The organism is Rhizobium sp. USDA 3886 (assembly GCF_056279785.1).
In genome coordinates this window covers 3,992,095-4,013,769 of the sequence record NZ_JBWCDC010000001.1, presented here as the reverse complement: position 1 = coordinate 4,013,769, position 21,675 = coordinate 3,992,095, and the positions used below count along the sequence as shown (strand labels likewise).

Genomic DNA, 21,675 nt, shown 5'->3' with positions numbered 1-21,675 from the left:
GATCCGATCCGCAAATGCCAACCGCAAGGGACTTCAGCATGATACGGCGTGGCTTCATCATTTCTTCAGCTTTGTTGCTTGGCGCATTACTCACGGCCTGCAGCGACAACGGCAACAACCAGGCCGGCGGCACCGGTGCGCCTGGAGCGGCGGCACAGCAGGCAGCCCCGGTCGGCGTCTTGGCGCTGGAGAAGGACACTTTCCCGGTCACGACGATCCTTCCGGGTCGGGCCGAGGCCTATCAGACGGCTGATATCCGCCCGCAGGTCAGTGGTATCATTCGCGAAATCGCCTTCAGGGAAGGTAGCGAAGTCAAGAAAGGCGACCTTCTCTACCAGATCGAAGACGCGCCTTATGTTGCGGCCGTCGAACAGGCCAAGGCCGCAATCGCCAAGGCCGAAGCCAGCGTGCCGAGCGCGCAGAGCAATTTCGACCGCTACCAGCGTCTCGTCGGCAGCGGCGCAACGCAGATCGAATTCGAAACGGCAAAGACCACTCTTCTCCAGGCGCATGCCGAGGTCGAATCGGCCAAGGCCGCCCTCGCCGCTGCGCAGATCGATCTCGACCACACGAAGATCGCTGCCCCGTTCGACGGCGTCATCGACCAGACGATCTATAACGTGGGTAACGTCGTTGCCGCCAACCAGACGACGGCGCTGACGACGATCCGCCAGCTTGACCCGATCTACGTTTCGCTGACGGAATCGAGCACCAATCTCCTCAGGCTGCGCGATGCCATGGCATCCGGCACAGTTCGGGACGAAGGCGGAAATGTCGCCTTCCGGCTCATCCTGGAAAACGGCAAGGAATACGCCCAAAAGGGCAAGCTGGATATGTCGAAGCAGATCGTCAGCGAGACGACCGGCACCTTCATCATCCGCGTGCTCTTCCCAAATCCGGATCTCGTCATTCTGCCGGGCATGTACGTCCGCGCAACCGTCGAACTCGGCGCCGAAGTCGGCTATGCCCTGCCGCAACTCGCCACCAGCCGTGACGCAACCGGACGCCTGACGGCGCAGTTCATCTCCGCTGACGGCAAGGTCGAGACCCGTGTCTTCGAAAACGCCTCGCCCTCCAATAATTCCTGGCTTGTGACCGACGGCGTGAAGGATGGCGATCAGCTGATCATAAGCGGTCTGCAGTCGATTGCGCCGGGCATGCCGGTCACGCCCGTCCCGATGAAGATCAATGAAAACGGTGTGGTCGTGGCTGCCGAGCAGGCAGCGGCCGGTGACGCCCAGAAGCCGGCCGCGCAGTAAGACGCGCCCGCCTCGAACGTTGACCCAAGCCGCACAGGAATAATTTGATGGCCAAGTTTTTCATCCGACGCCCGATTTTTGCCTGGGTTATTGCGATCACCATCATGCTCGCGGGCTTGCTCGGCATCTTTACGCTGTCGATCTCGCAATATCCGGACATCGCGCCCACCACGGTGCGCATCAACGCAACCTATCGCGGTGCGAGTGCCGAAACCGTCGAGAAATCGGTGACGACGATCATCGAAGACGGTATGACCGGCCTCGACGATCTCACATACATGACGTCGACCTCGTCGACCGGTTCGGCCAGCATCTCGCTGACTTTCGGAACAAGCGCCGACCCGGACATCGCGCAGGTTCAGGTCCAGAACAAGCTGCAGCTCGTTCAATCGCAGCTTCCCGACGACGTCATCGATGCCGGCATCAGCGTCACGCGCTCGACGTCCAGTATCCTGCTGGTCGGTTCGCTGGTTTCGACCGATGGAAAGCGGAATTCCGTCGATCTCGGCAACATCCTGTCGAATCAGATCGAAGATCAGATCCAGCGCCTCGAAGGCGTGGGCAGCATCAATATCTTCGGTTCAGGCTACGCCATGCGCGTCTGGCTCGATCCCTTCAAGCTGCAGAAGTACCAGCTGACGCCAAGCGACGTGACCTCCGCCATCGAGGCACAGAACACGCAGGTCTCTGTCGGCTCCCTCGGCGCGCAGCCGCTCGTCGAAGGCCAGCAGCTGAACGTGACGATCACGGCGCAGAGCCAGCTGACGACGGTCGCAGATTTCGAGCGGATCATTCTGAAAGTGGAAAAGGACGGCTCCACCGTCCGCCTCAGCGACGTCTCGCGCGTCGAAATCGGCCAGGAAAACTACGGCGGCTCATCGCGCTACAACGGCCAGCCGTCGAGCGGCTTCGCCGTCAATCTCGCGATAGGCGCCAACGCCATTGACACCGCAGAGCGCGTTCGTTCTGCGCTCGACACGATCGGCCGCGGCCTGCCGGAAGGCGTCGAGATCACCTATCCTTACGACACGACGCCCTTCGTTGAACTGTCTATCGAGAAGGTCGTCCACACCCTCATCGAAGCGATCGTTCTCGTCTTCGTGGTTCTTCTTGTCTTCCTGCAGAACCTGCGCGCGACGTTGATCCCGACCATCGCCGTGCCGGTGGTCCTGCTTGGTACCTTCGGCATTCTCGCGGCAACGGGATATTCAATCAACACGCTGACCATGTTCGCCATGGTTCTTGCGATCGGCCTTCTCGTCGACGACGCTATCGTCGTTGTCGAGAACGTCGAGCGCATCATGTCGGAGGAAAAGCTGTCGCCGCTTGAGGCGACCGAGAAGTCGATGGGCGAAATCACCGGCGCCATCGTCGGCATCGCGCTCGTTCTGACCGCGGTCTTCATTCCGATGGCCTTTTTCGGCGGCTCCACCGGCATCATCTACCGTCAGTTCTCGGTCACCATCGTTTCGGCCATGCTGCTTTCGGCCCTCGTCGCCATCGTGCTGACGCCGGCGCTCTGCGCGAGCATGCTGAAACCCGTCGGCGAACACAAGAAGCACCGCATCGGCGACTGGTTCAACCGCAACTTCACGCGGTCGACCAACGGCTATGTCCGCACTATCGGCTATCTGCTGAAGCGTCCGATCCGGGTCATGCTGGTGTTCCTGCTTGTCGGCGCCGGTTGTGCCTATCTCTTCACGCGCCTGCCGAGCTCGTTCCTGCCGCAGGAAGACCAGGGCGTTCTGCTGACGATCGTCACCACACCACCCGGCTCGACCACGCAGCAAACGCAGGCGGTCGTCGAGAAGGTCGAGAAATACTATCGCGAAAACGAGAAGGACGCCGTCGAATCGGTCTTCGGCGCCCTCGGCTTCGGCTTCAACGGCTCCGGCCAGAACAGCGCGATCGTCTTCACCAAGCTCAAGGATTTTTCACTTCGTAGCGATCCCAATCAGCACGCGCAGGCGATCGTGACGCGCGCTCTGAAGACCTTCTTCACCTTCCGCGAAGCACAGGTCTTTGCGTTGCTGCCCCCGGCGATCCAGGGTCTCGGTGTATCCAGCGGCTTCTCGATGTATCTCGTCGACACCGGCGGACACGGCACGGCGGCACTCGATACCGCCTCCAAGCAGCTGATCCAGATGGCCAGTGCCAGCGGCAGGGTGGTTGCTCTCCGCAGCAACAACAAGGAGGTCGAACCGCAGATGAAGATCGTCATCGATCAGGAGAAGATTGGTGCCATGGGCGTCGATATCTCCGCGGTCAATGCGATGCTTTCCGTTATCTTTACCGGCCGCGACGTCAACGACTTCACGCTGAACGGCGAGATCAAGCCGGTCTACGTGCAGGGCGACGCGCCCTTCCGGATGCAGCCGACCGATCTCGACCACTGGTACGCCCGCAACAATTCGGGTGAAATGGTACCTTTCTCCGCCTTCACGACGACGGAATGGGTCAAGGGTGCGCCGACGCTTGCCCGCTTCAACGCGGTGAGCGCAATCCCGCTCGAAGGCGCTTCGGCGCCGGGTGTCAGCTCCGGTGATGCGATGAACGAGATGGAGACCCTGACGGCGAAGCTCGGCGGCGGCTACACGGTCGCCTGGCAGGGCATCTCCTATCAGGAGCGGCTCTCGGGCTCGCAGGCGCCGATGCTCTACGCCATCTCCGTGCTCGTCGTCTTCCTCTGCCTCGCAGCGCTCTATGAAAGCTGGTCGATCCCCTTCTCGGTCATCATGGCGGTGCCTGTCGGTGTACTCGGCGCGCTGACCGCCGCGACCCTCTTCGGGCAGGCGAACGACGTCTACTTCAAGGTCGGTCTTCTGACGACGATAGGTCTGGCGGCAAAGAACGCGATTCTGATCGTCGAATTCGCCAAGGACCGGATGGAGACCGGAATGGGCCTCTTCGAGGCGACGCTGGAGGCGGCAAGGCTGCGTTTGCGTCCGATCATCATGACCTCGCTTGCCTTCATTCTGGGCGTCGTGCCTCTTGCCGTCGCAACTGGCGCGGGCTCCGCAGCCCAGAACGCTATCGGCATCGGTGTCCTCGGCGGCATGCTCGCGGCGACTGCGCTCGGGATTTTCTTCGTGCCGTCCTTTTTCGTCGTCATCCGCCGCCTCTTCTCCCGCCGCCGGAAAATTGTGGCGTGAGTGTGATAAAAATGCACTGCCAGAATGAAAGACTCGTTGATACATTGCCCGCGGACTGCTTCGGCATGGTGTACCTCGTTGGGACGAAGCGCGGCCGACGGCAAAGCATGATGCTTTTGGCAAGAATTGAGACTTGGTCGAGTTACAGGAAGAAATGAATGGTATCTCTTCGTTTTGCCACACCGGCACTTTTGCTTTTGCTTGCAGGCTGCGTGAGTGGCCCGGATCACACGCCGCCTGAGATGCCTTTGCCGGCAAAGTTCGGCGAGGGCGGGAAGAAGGAGATCGGCGATGTTGCGACGGTGGCCTGGTGGTCGGCCTATCGCGACAGGCAGCTCGACAGCCTGGTGGCGCGCGGCATCGACCAGAACCTCGACGTGCTGCAGGCGATGGAGCGCATCAATTCGGCGTCCTCCAATGTGACGGTTGCCGGCGCCGGCTCGCTGCCGAGCCTGGTGGTCGGCGCCTCGCACACGGTATCGGGCCAGATGGGCTCGGAGCGCACCCGGGTGGGCGCCACCAACACCACCGGCGGCGACGCCAACGTCTCCTGGCTGCTCGACCTCTTCGGCCAGTACCGCCGCTCCAAGGAAAGCGCGCTTGCCTCGCTCGATTCGGCCTATGCCAGCGCCGACGTCGCCCGGCTGGCCTTCCTGCAGGACCTCGTCTCGACCTATATCGACGCCCGCTTCTTCCAGGAGCGCATTGCGCTGTCGAAGGCCAACCTGCAATCGCGCCGGGAGACCTATGACCTCACCAAGTTCCAGCTGGAAGCCGGGGCAGCCTCCAGGCTCGACGTCGTCCAGGCCGAGGGCCTGGTGCAGTCGACGCAGGCCGAAATCCCTAATCTCGAAACCAACTTCCGCGTCTCGGCGCATCACATTGCCACGCTGCTCGGTCTGCCGGCGTCGGCGCTGATGGCCGAGCTGCAGAAGGGTGCTTCCCAGCCGATCTACCGTGCCGGCATCATCTCCGGCATTCCGGCCGACCTGATCCGCAACCGTCCCGACATCCGCGTGGCCGAGCGCAATCTGGCGGCGGCGACCGCCAATATCGGCGTCGCCCAATCGCAGCTTTATCCGTCGATCTCGCTCTCCGGCGCGATCTCGCCGACCTGGGTCAACCCGGCCGGCGGCAGCGGCGGCGGCCTGACCACCTGGTCGTTCGGCCCGACGCTCAGCCTGCCGATCTTCGACGGCGGCCGCCTGCGCGCCAATGTCGACATCGCCAAGTCGGACGCCAAAACCGCCTATTTCGCCTGGAAGGCGGCAGTGCTCAACGCCGTCGAAGAGGTGGAGAACGCGCTGTCGGCGGTACGCCGCGACGCCCAGACGGTGGAAGCGCTGCGCGCCCAGGTCAAGACGACGCAGGAATCGCTGGAACTGTCGACGGCGAGCTACAAGGACGGCGCCTCCTCGCTGCTCGACGTGCTCGACGCCCAGCGCCAGGTGTCGCTCGCCCAGGCAAGTCTTGCCGCTTCGGTGCAGCAGATGGCCAAGGACTACGTCTCGCTCAACGTCGCCATCGGCGGCGGCTATGCCCCGGGCGGCAAGGTCAACGCCGTCTCCGCCGCCGTGGCAAAGGGACCCACAAAGAGCTGAGCAAGCCATTTCTACGAATGATAAAAAGCCCCGCAATGCGGGGCTTTTTTATTGCTTCACGAAAATTCCCGTGTGCAATCGCGCCACCCCATAAAATGGATTCGACAAGTCACCACGCCTCAGGTAGGTATGATTAAACGATTAATCAAAGCACTATGAAAACCATGGCTCAGTTGCGCCCGGCACCGAACCTCAGCAGGATTGCCACGTCGCTTGGCGTGTCCGTCGCAACGGTGTCGAACGCGCTTTCCGGCAAGGGGCGCGTCTCGGAACAGCTAGCCGGAAAGATCAGGGAACATGCCGCGGAACTTGGATATGTTCCAAGCCAGGCAGGGCGGGCGCTTCGCACCGGCCGAAGCGGCGTGCTCGGTCTCGTTCTTCCGGATATCGCAAACCCCCTCTTTCCCAAGATTGCGCAGGCAATCGAATTTGCAGCCGCTTCTGCCGGTTACGGCGTGCTGATCGCCGATTCGCGCGGCAATGTCTCGGCGCAGACGGAGGCGATCAACCGGCTGGTCGAGCGCGGCGTCGACGGCATGGTCATCGTGCCCCGCCGCGCAACGCGCATATCCGCGGCAAGCTGTCCTGTGGCAGTCATCGACACGGCATCAACCCCCGGCAATACGGTTGCCGCCGATCACTGGCAGGGCGGCCAGCTAATCGCCGCCCACCTTGCCGATCTCGGCCATAAGCGGATCCTCATCATCGGCAACAATCCGGAATCAAACGTGCAGAACGACCGGTCGGGCGGCATCCGTTCGGGCCTTCGCCCGGACATGAGCGCCGAAACGCTCTGGATCGAAAAGCTCGAGCACCGTGCCGGCAGTGGCTGTCCTCTCGGCCTGGCAAAAAAGGTCGAGGAGGGGTTCACCGCCTTTGCCGCCTTGTCCGATCTTCAGGCGCTGCGAGCACTCACGGAGCTGCAGCGCGACGGTATCGATGTGCCTGCCGAGGCCAGCGTCACCGGTTTCGACGACCTCATCTGGTCTCCGGTGATAACACCCGCGCTCACCACGGTAAAAATGGACATGGACCTAATCGCCGCGATCGCCGTTTCGGCTTTGCTCGACAGCATAAAAACAAACAGCACCCGGGAGGGCGCACTCGTAACCGCGGAGAATGACCGCGTGCCCATGCAACTGATTGCCCGCCAATCATCCGGGCCGGTGAGCCCCGGTTCAAGAAAACCTGCAGATGGAGAACTCCTGACATGAAGACATCCCTCATCGCATCGGCAGCGCTGCTCGCGCTTGTCCCGTTCGGCGTCATGGCGCAGGAGCGGACGCTTACCGTTTCCGTCTATGCCTTTGCGCAGGACGACTTCAAGACGCTGGTCTACGACCCCTTCGAGCAGCAATGCGGCTGCAAGCTCGTCGTCGAGACGGGCAACAGCGTCGAGCGCCTGGCCAAGCTGGAGGCGAACAAGACAAACCCGGTCGTCGATATGGCGGTCGTCTCCATGGCAGACGCGCTTTCGGCCTCCCGCAAGGGATTGATCGACAAGATCGACACTTCCAAGCTCACCAATTTCGACAAGCTCTATGATCTCGCCAAGGACCCGAACAGCGACGGCATGAGCGTCGGCTATACATTTTACGCCACGTCGATCGCCTACCGTTCCGACAAGATGAAGATCGAGTCCTGGGCCGATCTTCTGAAGCCGGAATATGTCGGCCACGTCGCCTTCCCGAACGTGACCACCAATCAGGGACCGCCGGCGCTCTACATGCTCGGCCTGGCGCTCGGCAAGGACACGGCCGACCTCAAGGGTCCGATCGAAGCTGTCGGCGAGAAGAAGGACGATATCGTCACCTTCTACGAAAAATCCTCGCAGCTTGTACAGCTGATGCAGCAAGAGGAAATCTGGGCAGCCCCGATCGGCCGTTTCTCCTGGGCGGGATTCACCAAGCTCGACGTTCCGGTCGCCTGGGCAACGCCGAAGGAAGGCCAGACGGGTGGCATGAACGTCATGGTCGTCACCAAGGGCTCGAAGAACCAGGATCTGGCGTTGCAGTTCATGGATTTCTGGCTCTCGACCGACATCCAGACGAAACTTGCCGAAAAGCTGATCGATAGCCCGGCCAACAAGGACGTGAAGGTTTCCGAAGCCGCCGCAAACAACCTCACTTATGGCGAGGACACCGCCAAGAGCCTCAAGCTCATTCCGTCCGCCGCAGCGCTCGACAATCGAGACGCGTGGCTCAAAGAGTGGAACGTCAAGGTCGGCCAGTAACGCGCTCGTGACATCTGGTCCCGGTCTACCGGGACCATTCTCCCGCTGTCTCCCGCCAATCGAAAGACGCATCATGTTTCAGAACCGAGCAGAAGCTCTGGCGCTCGCCCTGCCCGCAGCAGTCTTTGCCGCCATGGTCTTTCTGGTGCCCGTTGCCATCCTGCTTTCGGAAGGTTTTCGGCTGGAAGGCGCCTGGACGCTTTCCGCCTATGGCGACTTCTTCTCCGGCACGCTGAACCGCACCGTCTTCATCCGCACCTTCAAGCTTGGTCTCGAGGTGACGGCAGTCTCCGCGGTCATCGGCTATGCCGCGGCTTTCGTCATCGTCAACCTGCCGCCCAAAGGCAAGGGACGGATGATCGGCCTCATCACCCTGCCGCTGATGATTTCCCCCGTTGCCCGTACCTATGCCTGGATCGTCATCCTCGGCCGCACCGGTATCGTCAACAAGGTAGTGACCGGCATGGGTTTCAGCGGCGAACCATTACGCCTACTCTTCACCGAGACCGCCGTCTTCATCGGCCTGCTGCAGCTCTTCCTGCCGTTGATGATCCTGTCGCTGATCAGCGCGCTTGAAAACATGCCGAAGGATGCGATCCCGGCGGCCCGCGTGCTCGGTGCCAACTGGTTCCAGGTCTTCTGGAAGGTCATCCTGCCGCTAACCCGTGAAGGCCTCGTGGTTGGCGGAACCCTCGTCTTCACCGGCTCGCTCACCGCCTATATCACGCCCGCCGTGCTCGGCGGCTCCAAGGTGCTGATGCTCGAGACGCTGCTCTACCAGCAGGTCTCGGTCGCCAACAACTTCGTTTCGGCAAGCGTCATCGCCTTCATGCTGATCGTTATGAGCTTTGCCGCCAACATCCTGCTGAAGCGCCTGGCAACCGCGAGGAACAAGCGATGACCGCTCGCCTTTTCCCGCCGATCGTGCTTTTCCTCGTGCTCACGTTCCTGATCGGGCCGTTCCTGATCATCATCGCCGCGTCGCTTTCGGCCGGGGATACGCTCTCCTTTCCACCGCAGGGCCTTTCGCTTCGCTGGGTGTTCAAGGTATTCACCATTGAGAGCTTCCGCGACAGCTTTTCGATGTCGATGTTGCTCGCCGTCTTCGGAACGCTCGCCGCCCTCGTGCTCGGCATTCCGGCCGCCTACGCTCTGTCGCGCTATTCGCTGCCCTTCGGTGAAACGGTCCGCACCGTGGTCTCCCTACCGATCATCGTACCGGGCATCATCGTCGGCCTTGCCATGCTGCGTTATCTCGTGGTGCCTTTCGGCTTCAACATCACGCTGGCGCTCTTCTTCGCTCACACGGCGCTCGTCCTGCCCTATGCCGTGCGCGTCGTCTCCGCGAGCCTTAATAATCTGCGCTCCGACATCGAGGAGGCCGCCGTGTTGCTCGGCTCCTCGCGGCTTGGCGCTTTCTTCCGCGTCGTGATGCCGAATATCCGCGGCGGCATCCTAGCTGCCTTCATTCTCGGCTTCGTCACCAGCTTTAACCAGGTGCCAGTCTCGCTTTTTTTGGTCCGGCCCCGGCGTCCGCACCCTGCCGATCGACATGCTGGGTTACATGGAAACCACCTACGATCCGTCAATTGCAGCGCTCTCCTCGCTGCTCGCCTTCCTTTCCATCGGCATCGTCTTCCTCGCCGAACGCTTCCTGGGATTCTCTCGTTATGTATGATGCCTATCTTCGACTAGAAAAGCTGACGCTGGCCTACGGCGATACCATCGCGGTGAAGGACCTCGACCTCTCGGTCGGCAAAGGCGAACTCGTCGCCTTGCTCGGCCCGTCGGGCTGCGGCAAGACGACGACGATGCGCTCCATTGCAGGTCTGCTCACGCCTGCCTCCGGTCACATCAATCTCGATGGCGTCGACATCACCCACGTTTCGGCCAACAAGCGCGCCGTCGGCCTCGTCTTCCAGTCCTATGCCCTGTTCCCGCATCTGACGGTCTATGAGAACGTCGCGTTTGGCCTGCGCTTGAAGGGCATCGGCGGCAAGGATCTCGATGCGAAGGTCAGCGCCGGCATCAAGTCTGTCGGCCTTGCCAAGTTCGCTGATCGCAAGCCTGCAGAACTCTCCGGCGGCCAGCAGCAGCGCGTGGCGCTTGCCCGTTCCATGGTCATGGAGCCGAAGGTGCTGCTGCTCGACGAGCCGCTCTCCAACCTCGACGCGCGCCTACGTCTGGAAATGCGCGCCGAACTGCAGCGCGTGCAGAAGGAAACCGGCGTCACCATGATCTTCGTCACCCACGACCAGGTGGAGGCCTTGGCACTTGCGGACCGTATCGTGGTCATGCTGAACGGCGGCGTCGAGCAAATCGGCACGCCGGAGGAAATCTACAACAAGCCGGTCTCCGCCTTCGTCGCCGATTTCGTCGGCTTCGAGAATGTCTTCAAGCTGGAAAACGGCAGGCTTGTCACACCGAACGGCGCCATTGAACTCCCCGCTTCTCCCCCGCAGGCAGCAGGGCTCGCCTGGCGGCCGAGCACGGTCGCCCTTGGTTCCGGTCCTTTCCAGGGCACCGTGCGCGGCACCTCCTTTGCCGGCGGCACGCGTGAATATCTGCTGGATACGCCGCTCGGGCCGATCAAGGCCGAGGTGGATGCCAGCCGGCCGCCTCACGAAATGGGCGCAGCACTTTCCTTCGACCTGCCGCTTGCAGCGGCGGCAACCCTCTCGCGTTTCGGGTGACGATCATGGGTGTTTGGATCGATACTGACATAGGTTTTGACGACATCGCCGCCATTCTGGTGGTCGGTCAGTCCGAACTCAAGATCGACGGCGTCTCGCTCGTCTTCGGCAATACGCCGCTGCCGCAGGTGCAGGCGAATGCCGCAGGCGCCGCGCAAGCCTTCGGCTGGAAGTTCCCCATCCATACCGGCCGCGCTCAGCCCGTTCTTGGGAAGCTCGAAACTGCACAGGCAATCCTCGGCGATACCGGTATACCCACCATTGGCAAAGGCCTGCCGAACGCCCCGGCACTTCCGCAAAGCGACGCCTTCACCGCGCTCTGCCGCCTGGCTTGAGGCTGACGGTCCGCGGCGCATACTGGCCCTTGGCCCGCTGACGAATATCGCGGCCGTAGCACTCGCACGTCCGGATCTTGCCGCCCGCATCACCGAACTCACCTGGATGGGCGGCGGCGTCACCGCTGGCAATCATACGGCCTCGGCGGAATTCAACGCTTTTGCCGATCCCGAAGCGCTCGCGATCGTCATTGCCCACAGCCTGCCGCTGCGCATGGTCGATCTCGACCTCTGCCGCAAGGTGCTCGCCGAGCCGAAAGACGTCGAGCCTATACGTGCCGCGGGTGGCGCCAACGCCGACTTGCTCGCCGACATGCTTGCCGGTTATATCCGCATTGGCACCAGCCGCGGCCGCCCGGCCATGGCGATTTATGATCCGTGTGCCGCCGTCGCCTTCGTGGCACCGGATGCGGTGAGCTTCCGCGCTGCCCGCATCGATGTCGAGCTGGCAGGGTCTTTGACCCGCGGCCGCACGGTCGTCGAAACGCGCGCCACGCATGCCACGTTCAACACCCAGTTCGCTGCTGATATCGATGCCGAGAGGGCGCGCACCATCATCCTCGCAGCCCTGCTCAATGAGGCCCGCAAATGAACGCTGAACTTGGCCGGGAACCCGCAGATATCAATGATCCTTCGCTGCGCGCCCGCGCCGTTGCGGCGGCGAGGGGTGCGGCTCCATTCGACGTGCTGATCGCCGGCGGCAAACTGCTCGACGTGGTCACCAGCCGCTTCCGCGATGCGGACATCGGCCTCGTCGGTGCGCTGATCGCCAGCGTGCATGCGCCGGGCAGCCGCACCGACGCGACCGAAATCATCGATGCCAGTGGCACGTTCGTTACACCCGGCCTGATCGATACGCATATGCATATCGAAAGCTCGATGGTAACGCCCGCCGAATATACCGCGGCGGTCCTGCCGCGCGGCGTGGCGACGATCCTTTGGGATCCGCACGAATTCGCCAATGTGCAAGGCCTTGACGGCGTACGTTGGGCGATCGAGGCGTCCCGCGTTCTGCCGCTGCGCATGATCCTGCTCGCACCATCTTGCGTGCCTTCGGTGCCCGATCTGGAAATGGCAGGCGCCGACTTTGATGCTCCGGTGGTTGCCGGGATGCTGCGCTCGCCGGCGCTCGGCGGCGTCGCCGAAGTCATGAACATGCGCGGCGTCATCGATGGCGATCCGCGCATGAGCGCGATTGTCAATGCCGGCCTCGCCTCCGGAAAGCTCGTCTGCGGCCATGCCCGGGGTCTGGAAGGCGCCGACCTCAACGCCTTCATGGCGGCCGGCATCACCTCCGATCACGAGCTGACCTCCGGCGCCGACCTTCTTTCCAAGCTCGCCGCCGGGATGACGATCGAGCTTCGCGGTTCGCATGATCATCTCCTGGAAGAATTCGTCGAAGCGCTGAACGGCATCGGCCACATGCCACCGACGGTGACGCTCTGCACCGACGATGTCTTCCCGGATGAGCTCGAAAGGGATGGCGGCCTGGATGACGTCATCCGCCGTCTGGTGCGCTACGGTCTGAAGCCTGAATGGGCGCTTTGTGCCGCGACCTTCAATGCCGCCCAGCGGCTGAAGCGCACCGACCTCGGGCTGATCGCCGCCGGGCGCCGCGCGGATATCGTCCTCTTCGAAGACCTGCAGGATTTCAAGGCTCGCACGGTCATTGCCAACGGCCGCGTGATGGCACAGAACGGCAGGCTCACGTCGCCGGTCCATTCACTCGACGCGACGCCGCTCGTCAATTCTGTGAAACTCTCGCCGCTGAGCGAAGACGATTTCAAAATGCCGTCGAAAGGCCACCGCGTCCGCGTCGCCACCATCGACCAACCGCGCTTCACGCAATGGGGCGAGGCCGAAGCCGAGGTGAAAGACGGCTTCGTCGTGCCGCCGCCGGGCAGCGCCATGATCGCCGTCGCCCATCGCCATGGCAAGGCGGATGGCCGCCCGCGTATTGGGTTCCTGACGGGCTGGGGTGAATGGCGGGGTGCTTTCTGCACCACGGTCTCGCACGACAGCCACAACCTCACCGTTTTTGGCGGCAATACGCAGGATATGGCGGCTGCCGCTAACGCCGTCATCGCCGCCGGTGGCGGCATGGCTGTCGCCAGGGATGGCCAGATCGAAGCAGTGCTCCCCCTGCCGCTTTCCGGCCTCGTCACCGAAATTTCGCTGGAGGACGCCGCCTCCGCCTTCCGCAACATCCGCAAGGCAATGGAAAAGATCGTCGACTGGCAGCCACCCTACCTCGTCTTCAAGGCCTGCTTCGGCGCAACGCTCGCCTGCAACGCCGGTCCGCATCAGACGGATCGGGGAATTGCAGATGTTTTGACCGGGAAGCTGCTCGAGGGACCCGTGTTGGAAATTTTGTAGCTGAAGCGGGAGTTACCGCTCCCCCTCATCCGGCCCTTTGGGCCGACCAGGGTCGAGCCAACGGTCTCGATCCGTCCTTCGGACCCCGCTGGGGAGAAGAGGGGCTACCGCAAAGCTGCCTACGCCACCAGTTCCTGCTCTACCAGCTTCACCCAATAGGCCGCACCATACCCAAGCGCATCATCGTTGAAGTCATAAGCGGTATTGTGGTGCAAAGCGCCATCAATGGCAGGCCCGTTTCCGAGCCACACGTAACAGCCCGGCGCATTCTGTTCGAAGAAGGCGAAGTCGTCCCCAGCCGTCGAAGGCGGAAAGCTGGTGCGCACCTTCTCTCCAAACACTGCCCGTGCGGCAGCCACCGCCCGCTGCGTCGCGTCGGCATCGTTGACGACCGGCGGAATGCGCCGCTCGAATTGATAGTCAGCGGCAATGCCATACATCACCGCCGTACCCTCAGCGAGGCGGCCGATCTCCTGCTCAAGCTGGTCGCGCACGTTGGCGGAATAGGCCCGCGCGGTCCCGCCGATCTCGACCACGTCCGGGATCACGTTAAGCGCCTTCGGGTCACCCGCCTGCAGCGAACATGCGCTTACGACGGCTGGCTGCAGCGGGTCGACGACACGGCCGACGATCGTCTGCAGCGAGGCAAGGAATGTGCCTGCTGCGGTAATCGGGTCGCGTCCAAGATGTGGCTTTGCGCCGTGCGTGCCCGTTCCGCGAAAGGTGATGCGCCAGCTATCCGAAGAGGCAAGCTGCGGCCCCTCGACCACCGCAATCTCATCGACGGCAAGCCCCGGCAGGTTGTGCAGACCGTAGACGGCATCGCAAGGGAAGAGTTCGAAAAGCCCCTCTTCCACCATCCGCCTTGCACCACCTCTGCCTTCCTCCGCCGGCTGGAAAATGAAATGCACGGTGCCCGAAAAGCCCGTGCTCGCCGCCAGATGACGCGCCGCGCCGAGCAGCATGGCGGTATGTCCATCATGTCCGCAGGCATGCATCTTGCCGGGCATGGTCGATCTGTACGGTCGCTCGGCGATCTCCGGCATCGCGAGCGCATCCATATCCGCGCGAAGGCCGATCACTCGCGTGCCGTTTCCCACTTGCAGTGTGCCAACGACCCCCGTGCCTCCAAGGCCGCGATGCACCTTGATGCCCGCTTCCTCCAGCAGCTTCGCCACGATGCCACTCGTGCGCTCCTCCTCGAAGCCGAGCTCCGGATGGGCATGCAGATCGCGGCGCAGCGATGTGAGAAAGGCCAGATCGTCCTTGATCCGTGCGGGGATGTTCATGGGCCTGGATGTCCTGTCATGCGAAACGGGCGCCAAAACGGCGCCCGCGTCGGGTTATCCTTTGTTCAACAAAGAGCGGCGAACTTCAACCCTCCTCGACGAAGACCTCTTCGCGCTTCTTCTTCACGCTCGGCAGGAAGACGACGATGAGGACTGCCGCGGCGATCGCAAGAAGGACCGCGCTGATCGGCCTCGAAACGAAGGTCATCGGATCGCCCCGCGAAAGGATCATCGCCCGCCGCAGGTTTTCTTCGAGCAGCGGACCCAGCACGAAACCGAGCAGCAACGGCGCCGGCTCGCATCTGAGCTTGGCGAGGAGGTAGCCGATGAACCCAAAGAAGGCGACGGCATAGAGGTCGTAGACGTTGGAATTGACGCTGTAGACCCCGATCGAGCAGAAGGCCATGATGATCGGGAAGAGCACGTAATACGGCACTGTCAGCAGCTTCACCCAGAGCCCGATCAGCGGCAGGTTGAGGACGACGAGCATCAGATTTCCGATCCACATCGAGGCGATGATGCCCCAGAAGAGCGCCGGCTGCTCGGTCGCGACGTTCGGTCCCGGCACGATCCCCTGAATGATCATCGCACCAATCATCAGCGCCATCACCGGATTGGCCGGGATGCCGAGTGTGAGAAGCGGAATGAACGAGGTCTGCGCGCCGGCATTGTTGGCCGACTCTGGGCCTGCGACGCCGGCAACTGCACCCTGGCCGAATTCCTTCGGCTTGTTCGAGATCCGCTTCTCGACCGTATAGGAGGCAAAGGACGCGAGGATCGCGCCGCCGCCCGGCAGGATGCCGAGAGCCGAGCCGATCGCTGTGCCACGAAGCACTGGCGCGATCATCTCCTTGAATTCTTCGCGTGAAGGCAGCAGGCCGGAGACCTTTGCTATCACAACCGTTCGGTTCTTCTCCCCTTCCAGGTTGCGCAGAATTTCGGCGATGCCGAAGACACCGACAGCAAGTGCCACGAAATTCAAGCCGTCCGCATATTCGCGGATGCCGAGCGTGAAGCGTGGTGTGCCGGTATAGATATCCGTGCCAACGAGGCCCAGCAGCAGCCCGAGCACCACCATCGCCAGTGCCTTGATGACGGAACCGTGGGCCAGCGCGATCGACGACACCAGGCCGACAACCATCAGCGAGAAATATTCCGCAGCGCCGAAGCGCAGGGCGATATCGGTCAGCGGCGGCGCGAAGATCGCGACAAGGAAGGTCGAAACCGTGCCGGCGAAGAAGGAACCGAGCGCTGCGATCGCAAGCGCCGCCCCCGCCCTGCCGCGCCGCGCCATCTGATAGCCGTCGATGGCGGTCACCGCGGAGGAGGATTCGCCCGGCATGTTGATCAGGATCGCCGTCGTCGAACCGCCATACTGCGCGCCATAATAAATGCCGGCGAGCATGATGAGCGAAGACACCGGCTCAAGCTGGAAAGTGATCGGCAGAAGCATGGCGATCGTCGCCGTGGCGCCGATGCCGGGCAGCACGCCGATCAGCGTACCGAGCAGAACGCCAATCAGACAGAAGAGAAGATTGGCCGGCGTTGCCGCCGTCGCGAAACCGAGTGCCAGATTGCTGAAAAGTTCCATCGCGGCCTCCTAGAACCGGACCCAGGGGCCAAAACGCTCGAACGGCAATCCGAGACCGTAACTGAAAACACCGACGGAAAAGGCCGTCAGCAGAGCCGAGAGCAAAATCGCGCGGAGCACCGTCATCCGATGCGAGGCGAAGCAGGCAATGAAAGCGGTCAGGAAGATCGAAGGCACGAATCCCAGCCCCCGGACCGTCAGCCCGAAAAAGATCGGCGCAGGCAGGATGAACAGCATGCCGCGCCAGGCAAGCGGCCCCATCGGCTCGCCCTGCGCGCGGATCGCTTGAACAAAGACGGCCGCGCCGAGAATGATCAGCACCGCTGAAAGCAGCAGCGGGAAGTAGCCCGGGCCCATGCGGAGCGTCGTCCCCAAATCGAGACTGTAGGATTGGATCGCAAAAAATGCGCCGGTCGCGACGAGCAGTGCGCCGCAGATGACATTGGTGGCATCGAAACTAACCGATTTCATGGTGTCTCCGTGGGTTGGAGATGGTTTCCCTCAGCGCAAGTGGTTCTCACTCATCTGGCTGCCGCCACCTTCTCCCCGCCGGGGAGAAGGGACGTGTGGCACTGTTCCCGCTCACGGAAGTCATGCCGAATGCTTACCAGAGTCTCCTCTCCCCAGCGGGGAGAGGGTTAGGGTGAGGGGGCCAAATGGCACTACGCCTCAGTCGGCATACTCGCCGGCAGCGTCGATCACCGGCTTCCAGCGAGCGATTTCGCCTTCAAGCTTCGCCTTCAGGGCGGCAGGCGTAGCGTCGGCTTCCGCCGACGGCGCAGTGCCGAGTTCCGCGAAGCGAGCTGCAACGTTCTGGTCCTTCAACGCCACTTGCAGCGACTTCGACAGACGCTCGTTGACCTCTGCCGGCGTACCCTTCGGTGTGTAGATGCCGTGCCAGATGCCGACTTCAAAACCGGGCAGACCGGCTTCGACGGCCGTCGGGATATCCTTCAGGACGTCGAGACGCTTCGGCGAGGTGACGGCGTAAGCCTTGATCGTGCCGCCCTTGATCTGCTTCGTCGTGTTGGTCGTCTGGTCGCACATGATGTCGACCTGGCCGCCGAGAAGGTCGGTCATCGCCGGGCCGGTGCCCTTGTAAGGGACAGTCGTCAACGGCGTCTGGATCGCGCTCATGAACATCATGCCGCAAAGATGCGAGGCGGCGCCGATGCCGGCATTGGCGTAGGTCACCGTATCCTTGTTCGCCTTCACATAATCGATCAGACTTTTCAGGTCCTTCGGCTCCAGATCCTTGCGGGCAACGATCGTCATCGGAACCTCGGTGACGAGGCCGACATAATCGAAGGCGCCGAGCGTCTCATAGGCAAGCTTGCGGTAGAGCGTGGCGCTGGTCGCCATGCCGATGTGGTGCAGGAGGATGGTGTAGCCATCCGGGCTGCCTGCGGCCACCCGTCCCGCGCCGAGCGTACCGCCCGCGCCGCCGACGTTTTCGATGACGATCTGCTGGCCGAGGTCCTTGGACATGGATTCGGCAACGAGGCGGGCAACCGTATCGGTCGGGCCGCCGGCCGAGAAGGGCACGACCATCGTGATTGTGCGCTCTGGATAGGTCTGCGCGGATGCGCCGTTTGCGAGAAGCGAGACGGCAACGGCCGCCGTCATGCCAAGCATGGCTTTCAGGATTTTCATCTTTTTCCTCCCTGATGAAAACAAAATACCACCGACGCTTCCCACGCGCCAATGCGAATAAGGCCATTAGCACGTCCTGAACCTGCTACCGCAATCAGCCCCGCCCTCCCCTTCGCGCGAATTCCTCACGTGTGCGGCGCAGCATGGGTCGATTCGGAAACAAACGGGTTTGATGATGTGTGGAAATCCACCCATTCGCCTACTCGGAGACGAGTAGCTTCTTGTCCAGCCCGTATTTCTGCATCTTTTCGTACAGTGTCTTCCGGGAAATCTGCAGCGACTCGTAGACCGGTTTGAGGCTGCCGCCATGCGCTACAAGCGCACTGGCGATCACGCTACGCTCGAACTCCGCGACTCGATCGGCAAGGCCGCTGACCTCGCCCAACTGCCGCTCGCCGTCGAGGCCGAGCACGAAGCGGTCCGCGGCATTGCGCAACTCGCGCACATTGCCAGGCCAATCCCGCTGGGCGATGTCGGAAATCACCTCGGGTGGTACCGCCATCTCGTCACGGCCGTAGCGTGCGGCCGCCTCGCGGACGAGTTGGAGGAACAGCAGCGGGATATCCGGCCGCCGTTGCGCCAGTGCCGGTACGTGCAGCGTCGCGACATTCAGTCTGTAGAGAAGGTCGGCGCGGAAGCGTCCCGCAGCGACTTCGACTTCGAGATCGACCTTGCTGGTCGCGATGAAGCGCACGTCGAGCGGCACGATGTCGTTCGAGCCGAGGCGGGAGATGACCCGCTCCTGCAGCACGCGCAGGAATTTCGCTTGCAAATCAAACGGCATCGACCCGATTTCATCGAGCAGGATCGTGCCCCCGCGCCCGTGCTCGAACTTGCCATAGCGAGGCCGTACTGCACCGGGAAACGCACCGGCTTCGTGGCCGAAAAGTTCGCTCTCGATCAGGTTTGCGGGCAGCGCCGCGCAGTTGATGGCTATGAACGGCCGGCTCGCCCGGGCACTGATGTCATGCAGCGCCCGCGCGACGACCTCCTTACCCGCTCCCGTCTCGCCGACAATCAGCGTATCGGCATCGCTCGCCCCGATCGCGCGGATGCGATAGCGCAAATCCACCATCACCTGCGTGCGGCCCGGCAGACGCGCTTCGATATCGTCGCGTTTCCCGGCAACGGCCCTGAGCACGCGGTTTTCCAGCACGAGGCTGCGGCGCTCCATGGCCCGCCTTATCACTCCCGCCAGCATCTGCGGCGTGAACGGCTTTTCGATGAAATCATAAGCGCCCTCGCGCATCGCCTTTACCGCCAGCTGCACGTCGCCATGGCCCGTGACGAGGATAACCGGCACTTCCACGTCGATCTCGCGGATCTTCTGCATCAGCGTCATGCCGTCGGTGCCGGGCATCCGGATATCACTGACGACGACCCCTGCAAAACTATAGCCGATCAGCTCCAGCACATGGTCGGCGGTGGAAAACGTCTCGACGCTGAAGCCCGAAAGCTCCAGTGCCTGCGCCGTCGACCGGCGCAGCTCCTCTTCGTCGTCCACCAGCAAGATCTTCTGCTCACTCATTCCGCCGCCTCTGGCATCATACCGGCCGCCGATTGCAGATCGATGCGGAACACGGCACCTCCTTCCGGATGACTGGCAGCCATCAGGCTGCCGCCGAAATCCTTGATGATATTGTAGGAAATCGAAAGCCCGAGCCCCAGTCCCTTGCCAACGCCCTTGGTTGTAAAGAAGGGATCGAAGATGCGCTCGGCGATCGCCGCCGGCACGCCCGGTCCATGATCGCGTACCGTCAGCACCACTTTGCCCTTCTCCTCCAGGGCCGTCACCTCGATCCGCCGGTCTTCGAGACCTTCAACGGCGTCGGCCGCGTTCGAAATCACATTCACCAGAACCTGCTGCAGGCGTACGGACCCGGCACGGACGACGGGAGGACGGGGGCCGAGATCGACCCGCAAGTCGGCATCTGCCGCCTTCAGCCGCCAGGCGATGATCTCCAGCGTATCGCGGATCGCTTCATCAAGCGGCACCGGGCCGAGCTTCTCGTTCGGCTTACGGGCGAAGTTGCGCAGATGCTTGCTGATGGATGCCATGCGGTCGATGAGCCCGCCGATACGCTGGATATTGTCCTGTGCCTCCGCCGTCCGCCCGCGATCCAGGAGCACGGCCGCGCTGTCCGTATAGGTCTTTGCTGCGGCAAGCGGCTGGTTGAACTCATGCGAGAGTGCCGCCGACATCTGGCCAAGCCCGGCGAGCTTGCCTGCCTGGATTAGATCGGCCTGAGTCTGGCGAAGCTGCTGCTCGGTCAGCCGCCGCTCGGCGATCTCCTCTTCGATACGGCTGTTGACGCGGGCAAGGTCGGCGGTGCGCTCCTCGACGCGCCGCTCCAACTCGTTGCGCGCTTCCGCCTGCAGATGCATGCGCTCGTTGAGCCGCATCCGCCGCTGCCGGAAGATTGCGATCGCCAGCCCGGCGATGCAGAGAATGAGGAAGACGGCGCCAAGTGCGGTGCGCGCCTGCGTGCGGATGGAACCGGTATCCATCAGTACGTTCACGGTCCAGTCCTCGGCCGGCATATAGTGCGAGAGCACGAGGTATTCCTTTTGCATGCCTTCTTCGACAAGCGACATCAGCTCATGCTCTTCGAAATGGCTGCGCGTGATCGGCAGCGCGGTCAACCGCGCGTTCGCGTAGCGGCGCGACGCTCCGGTGCGCGCGATGCGGTCTGCCGTCAGCGGCAAAATGCCGTTATAGAGCCAATCCGGCTTGCCCGACATGAAGATGATGCCTTCGGGATCCGACACGAAGATGCGGTATTCGCCGTCGCCCCACGAAGCCTCGATCATGTCGATATCGACCTTGAAGACGATAACGCCGCGGATTTCGGCATCCGCATGGATCGGCGAGGCGAAATAATATCCGCGTTTCAGTGAGGTGGTTCCCAGCGCATAGAACCGGGACTGGCGCCCGGCAAGCGCATCCTGGAAATAGGGCCGGTAGCTGAAATTCTCGCCGATGAAGCTGGCCGGCAGGTCGAAGTTGCTTGCCGCGATCGTCTCGCCATCCGGCTTGATCACATAGATATCGGAGGATTTCAGAAGCCCGTTGATCTCTTTGAGATAGAGATTCGCCGCATCGCGCAACACTTGGTCGTCCGGGCGGCTGACTAGTTCCTTGATGTTGTCGTGATCGGCAATCAACGCCGGCAGCGCCTCATAGCGGTTGAGGTGGCCGCTGAGCGCGGAAACCGCCAACCTGAGCGCCGTTCCGCCTTGGGATGACGCCTCGCCCATATAGGCGCGCGTCGCCACCGCCCCGCCATAATAGAAGAACGCGAAGACGACAAACGGCACCGAAAACAGCGCGAATATCAGCCTGTGTCTGGACGACAGGTCCGGCTCCTCCCCTTTGCGCCTCCTCCCCCGAGAGGCATACCCGACACGTCAAGTCTAATGACCGGATACCGGATTTCCAAGAGGCGGATTGTCTTGACTCGCACGGGGCCTGGATATCCTATTGCGCCAACGC

General features: G+C 62.4%; 14 protein-coding genes and 2 pseudogenes. 10 read left to right on the top strand and 6 right to left on the bottom strand.

Annotated elements, in window-relative coordinates; translation table 11 throughout:
- Positions 1 to 38 precede the first annotated feature (38 nt).
- The 10 genes and pseudogenes from ACZ9BX_RS20045 (at position 39) to ACZ9BX_RS20000 (ending at position 13,649) form a co-directional block, all read left to right on the top strand.
- Positions 39 to 1,259: an efflux RND transporter periplasmic adaptor subunit gene (locus ACZ9BX_RS20045; protein ID WP_476219837.1), complete on the top strand. Its 1,221-nt coding sequence runs from the start codon at positions 39 to 41 to the stop codon at positions 1,257 to 1,259.
- A gap of 47 nt (positions 1,260 to 1,306) precedes the next feature.
- Entirely contained in the window at positions 1,307 to 4,411 is a 3,105-nt protein-coding gene (locus ACZ9BX_RS20040) for an efflux RND transporter permease subunit (RefSeq protein WP_476219835.1), read from the top strand.
- Between the two features lie 158 nt (positions 4,412 to 4,569).
- Positions 4,570 to 6,012, top strand: coding sequence for an efflux transporter outer membrane subunit (locus ACZ9BX_RS20035; protein WP_476219833.1), 1,443 nt, complete (start codon positions 4,570 to 4,572; stop codon positions 6,010 to 6,012).
- 164 nt (positions 6,013 to 6,176) lie between these two features.
- Complete coding sequence (locus ACZ9BX_RS20030) at positions 6,177 to 7,226, top strand: LacI family DNA-binding transcriptional regulator (RefSeq protein WP_476219832.1); 1,050 nt, start codon at positions 6,177 to 6,179, stop codon at positions 7,224 to 7,226.
- Positions 7,223 to 8,245 (top strand): ABC transporter substrate-binding protein, encoded by a 1,023-nt coding sequence (locus ACZ9BX_RS20025; protein WP_476219830.1) that lies wholly within the window; start codon positions 7,223 to 7,225, stop codon positions 8,243 to 8,245. The genes ACZ9BX_RS20030 and ACZ9BX_RS20025 overlap by 4 nt, the downstream gene beginning before the upstream one ends.
- A gap of 73 nt (positions 8,246 to 8,318) precedes the next feature.
- Positions 8,319 to 9,146 carry an ABC transporter permease gene (locus ACZ9BX_RS20020; protein WP_476219828.1) on the top strand — a complete coding sequence of 276 codons (828 nt, stop codon included), beginning with the start codon at positions 8,319 to 8,321 and terminating at the stop codon, positions 9,144 to 9,146.
- Positions 9,143 to 9,923 (top strand): annotated as a pseudogene (locus ACZ9BX_RS20015) (ABC transporter permease). Before ACZ9BX_RS20020 ends, ACZ9BX_RS20015 begins: the two are co-directional and overlap by 4 nt.
- Positions 9,916 to 10,938, top strand: coding sequence for an ABC transporter ATP-binding protein (locus ACZ9BX_RS20010; protein ID WP_476219826.1), 1,023 nt, complete (start codon positions 9,916 to 9,918; stop codon positions 10,936 to 10,938). Before ACZ9BX_RS20015 ends, ACZ9BX_RS20010 begins: the two are co-directional and overlap by 8 nt.
- A 5-nt stretch (positions 10,939 to 10,943) precedes the next feature.
- Positions 10,944 to 11,865 (top strand): annotated as a pseudogene (locus tag ACZ9BX_RS20005) (nucleoside hydrolase).
- Positions 11,862 to 13,649, top strand: coding sequence for an adenine deaminase (locus ACZ9BX_RS20000; RefSeq protein ID WP_476219824.1), 1,788 nt, complete (start codon positions 11,862 to 11,864; stop codon positions 13,647 to 13,649). Before ACZ9BX_RS20005 ends, ACZ9BX_RS20000 begins: the two are co-directional and overlap by 4 nt.
- Positions 13,650 to 13,768: 119 nt before the next feature.
- On the opposite strand, the gene ACZ9BX_RS19995 is transcribed toward ACZ9BX_RS20000, so the two are convergent.
- From ACZ9BX_RS19995 to ACZ9BX_RS19970, 6 genes are all read right to left on the bottom strand, one after another.
- The gene (locus tag ACZ9BX_RS19995; protein WP_027508206.1) at positions 13,769 to 14,938 is read right to left on the bottom strand and encodes a M20 aminoacylase family protein; all 1,170 of its coding nucleotides are present in this window, start codon (positions 14,936 to 14,938) and stop codon (positions 13,769 to 13,771) included.
- Positions 14,939 to 15,023: 85 nt separating this feature from the next.
- Positions 15,024 to 16,529, bottom strand: a complete 1,506-nt coding sequence (locus ACZ9BX_RS19990) for a tripartite tricarboxylate transporter permease (protein ID WP_476219823.1) — start codon at positions 16,527 to 16,529, stop codon at positions 15,024 to 15,026.
- A gap of 9 nt (positions 16,530 to 16,538) precedes the next feature.
- Entirely contained in the window at positions 16,539 to 17,000 is a 462-nt protein-coding gene (locus ACZ9BX_RS19985) for a tripartite tricarboxylate transporter TctB family protein (RefSeq protein WP_027508204.1), read from the bottom strand.
- Positions 17,001 to 17,198: 198 nt separating this feature from the next.
- Entirely contained in the window at positions 17,199 to 18,182 is a 984-nt protein-coding gene (locus tag ACZ9BX_RS19980) for a tripartite tricarboxylate transporter substrate-binding protein (protein ID WP_476219821.1), read from the bottom strand.
- A 199-nt stretch (positions 18,183 to 18,381) separates the two neighbouring features.
- Positions 18,382 to 19,710, bottom strand: coding sequence for a sigma-54-dependent transcriptional regulator (locus tag ACZ9BX_RS19975; RefSeq protein WP_027508202.1), 1,329 nt, complete (start codon positions 19,708 to 19,710; stop codon positions 18,382 to 18,384).
- Positions 19,707 to 21,539 (bottom strand): sensor histidine kinase, encoded by a 1,833-nt coding sequence (locus ACZ9BX_RS19970; protein WP_476220079.1) that lies wholly within the window; start codon positions 21,537 to 21,539, stop codon positions 19,707 to 19,709. The genes ACZ9BX_RS19975 and ACZ9BX_RS19970 overlap by 4 nt, the downstream gene beginning before the upstream one ends.
- Positions 21,540 to 21,675: the final 136 nt, after the last annotated feature.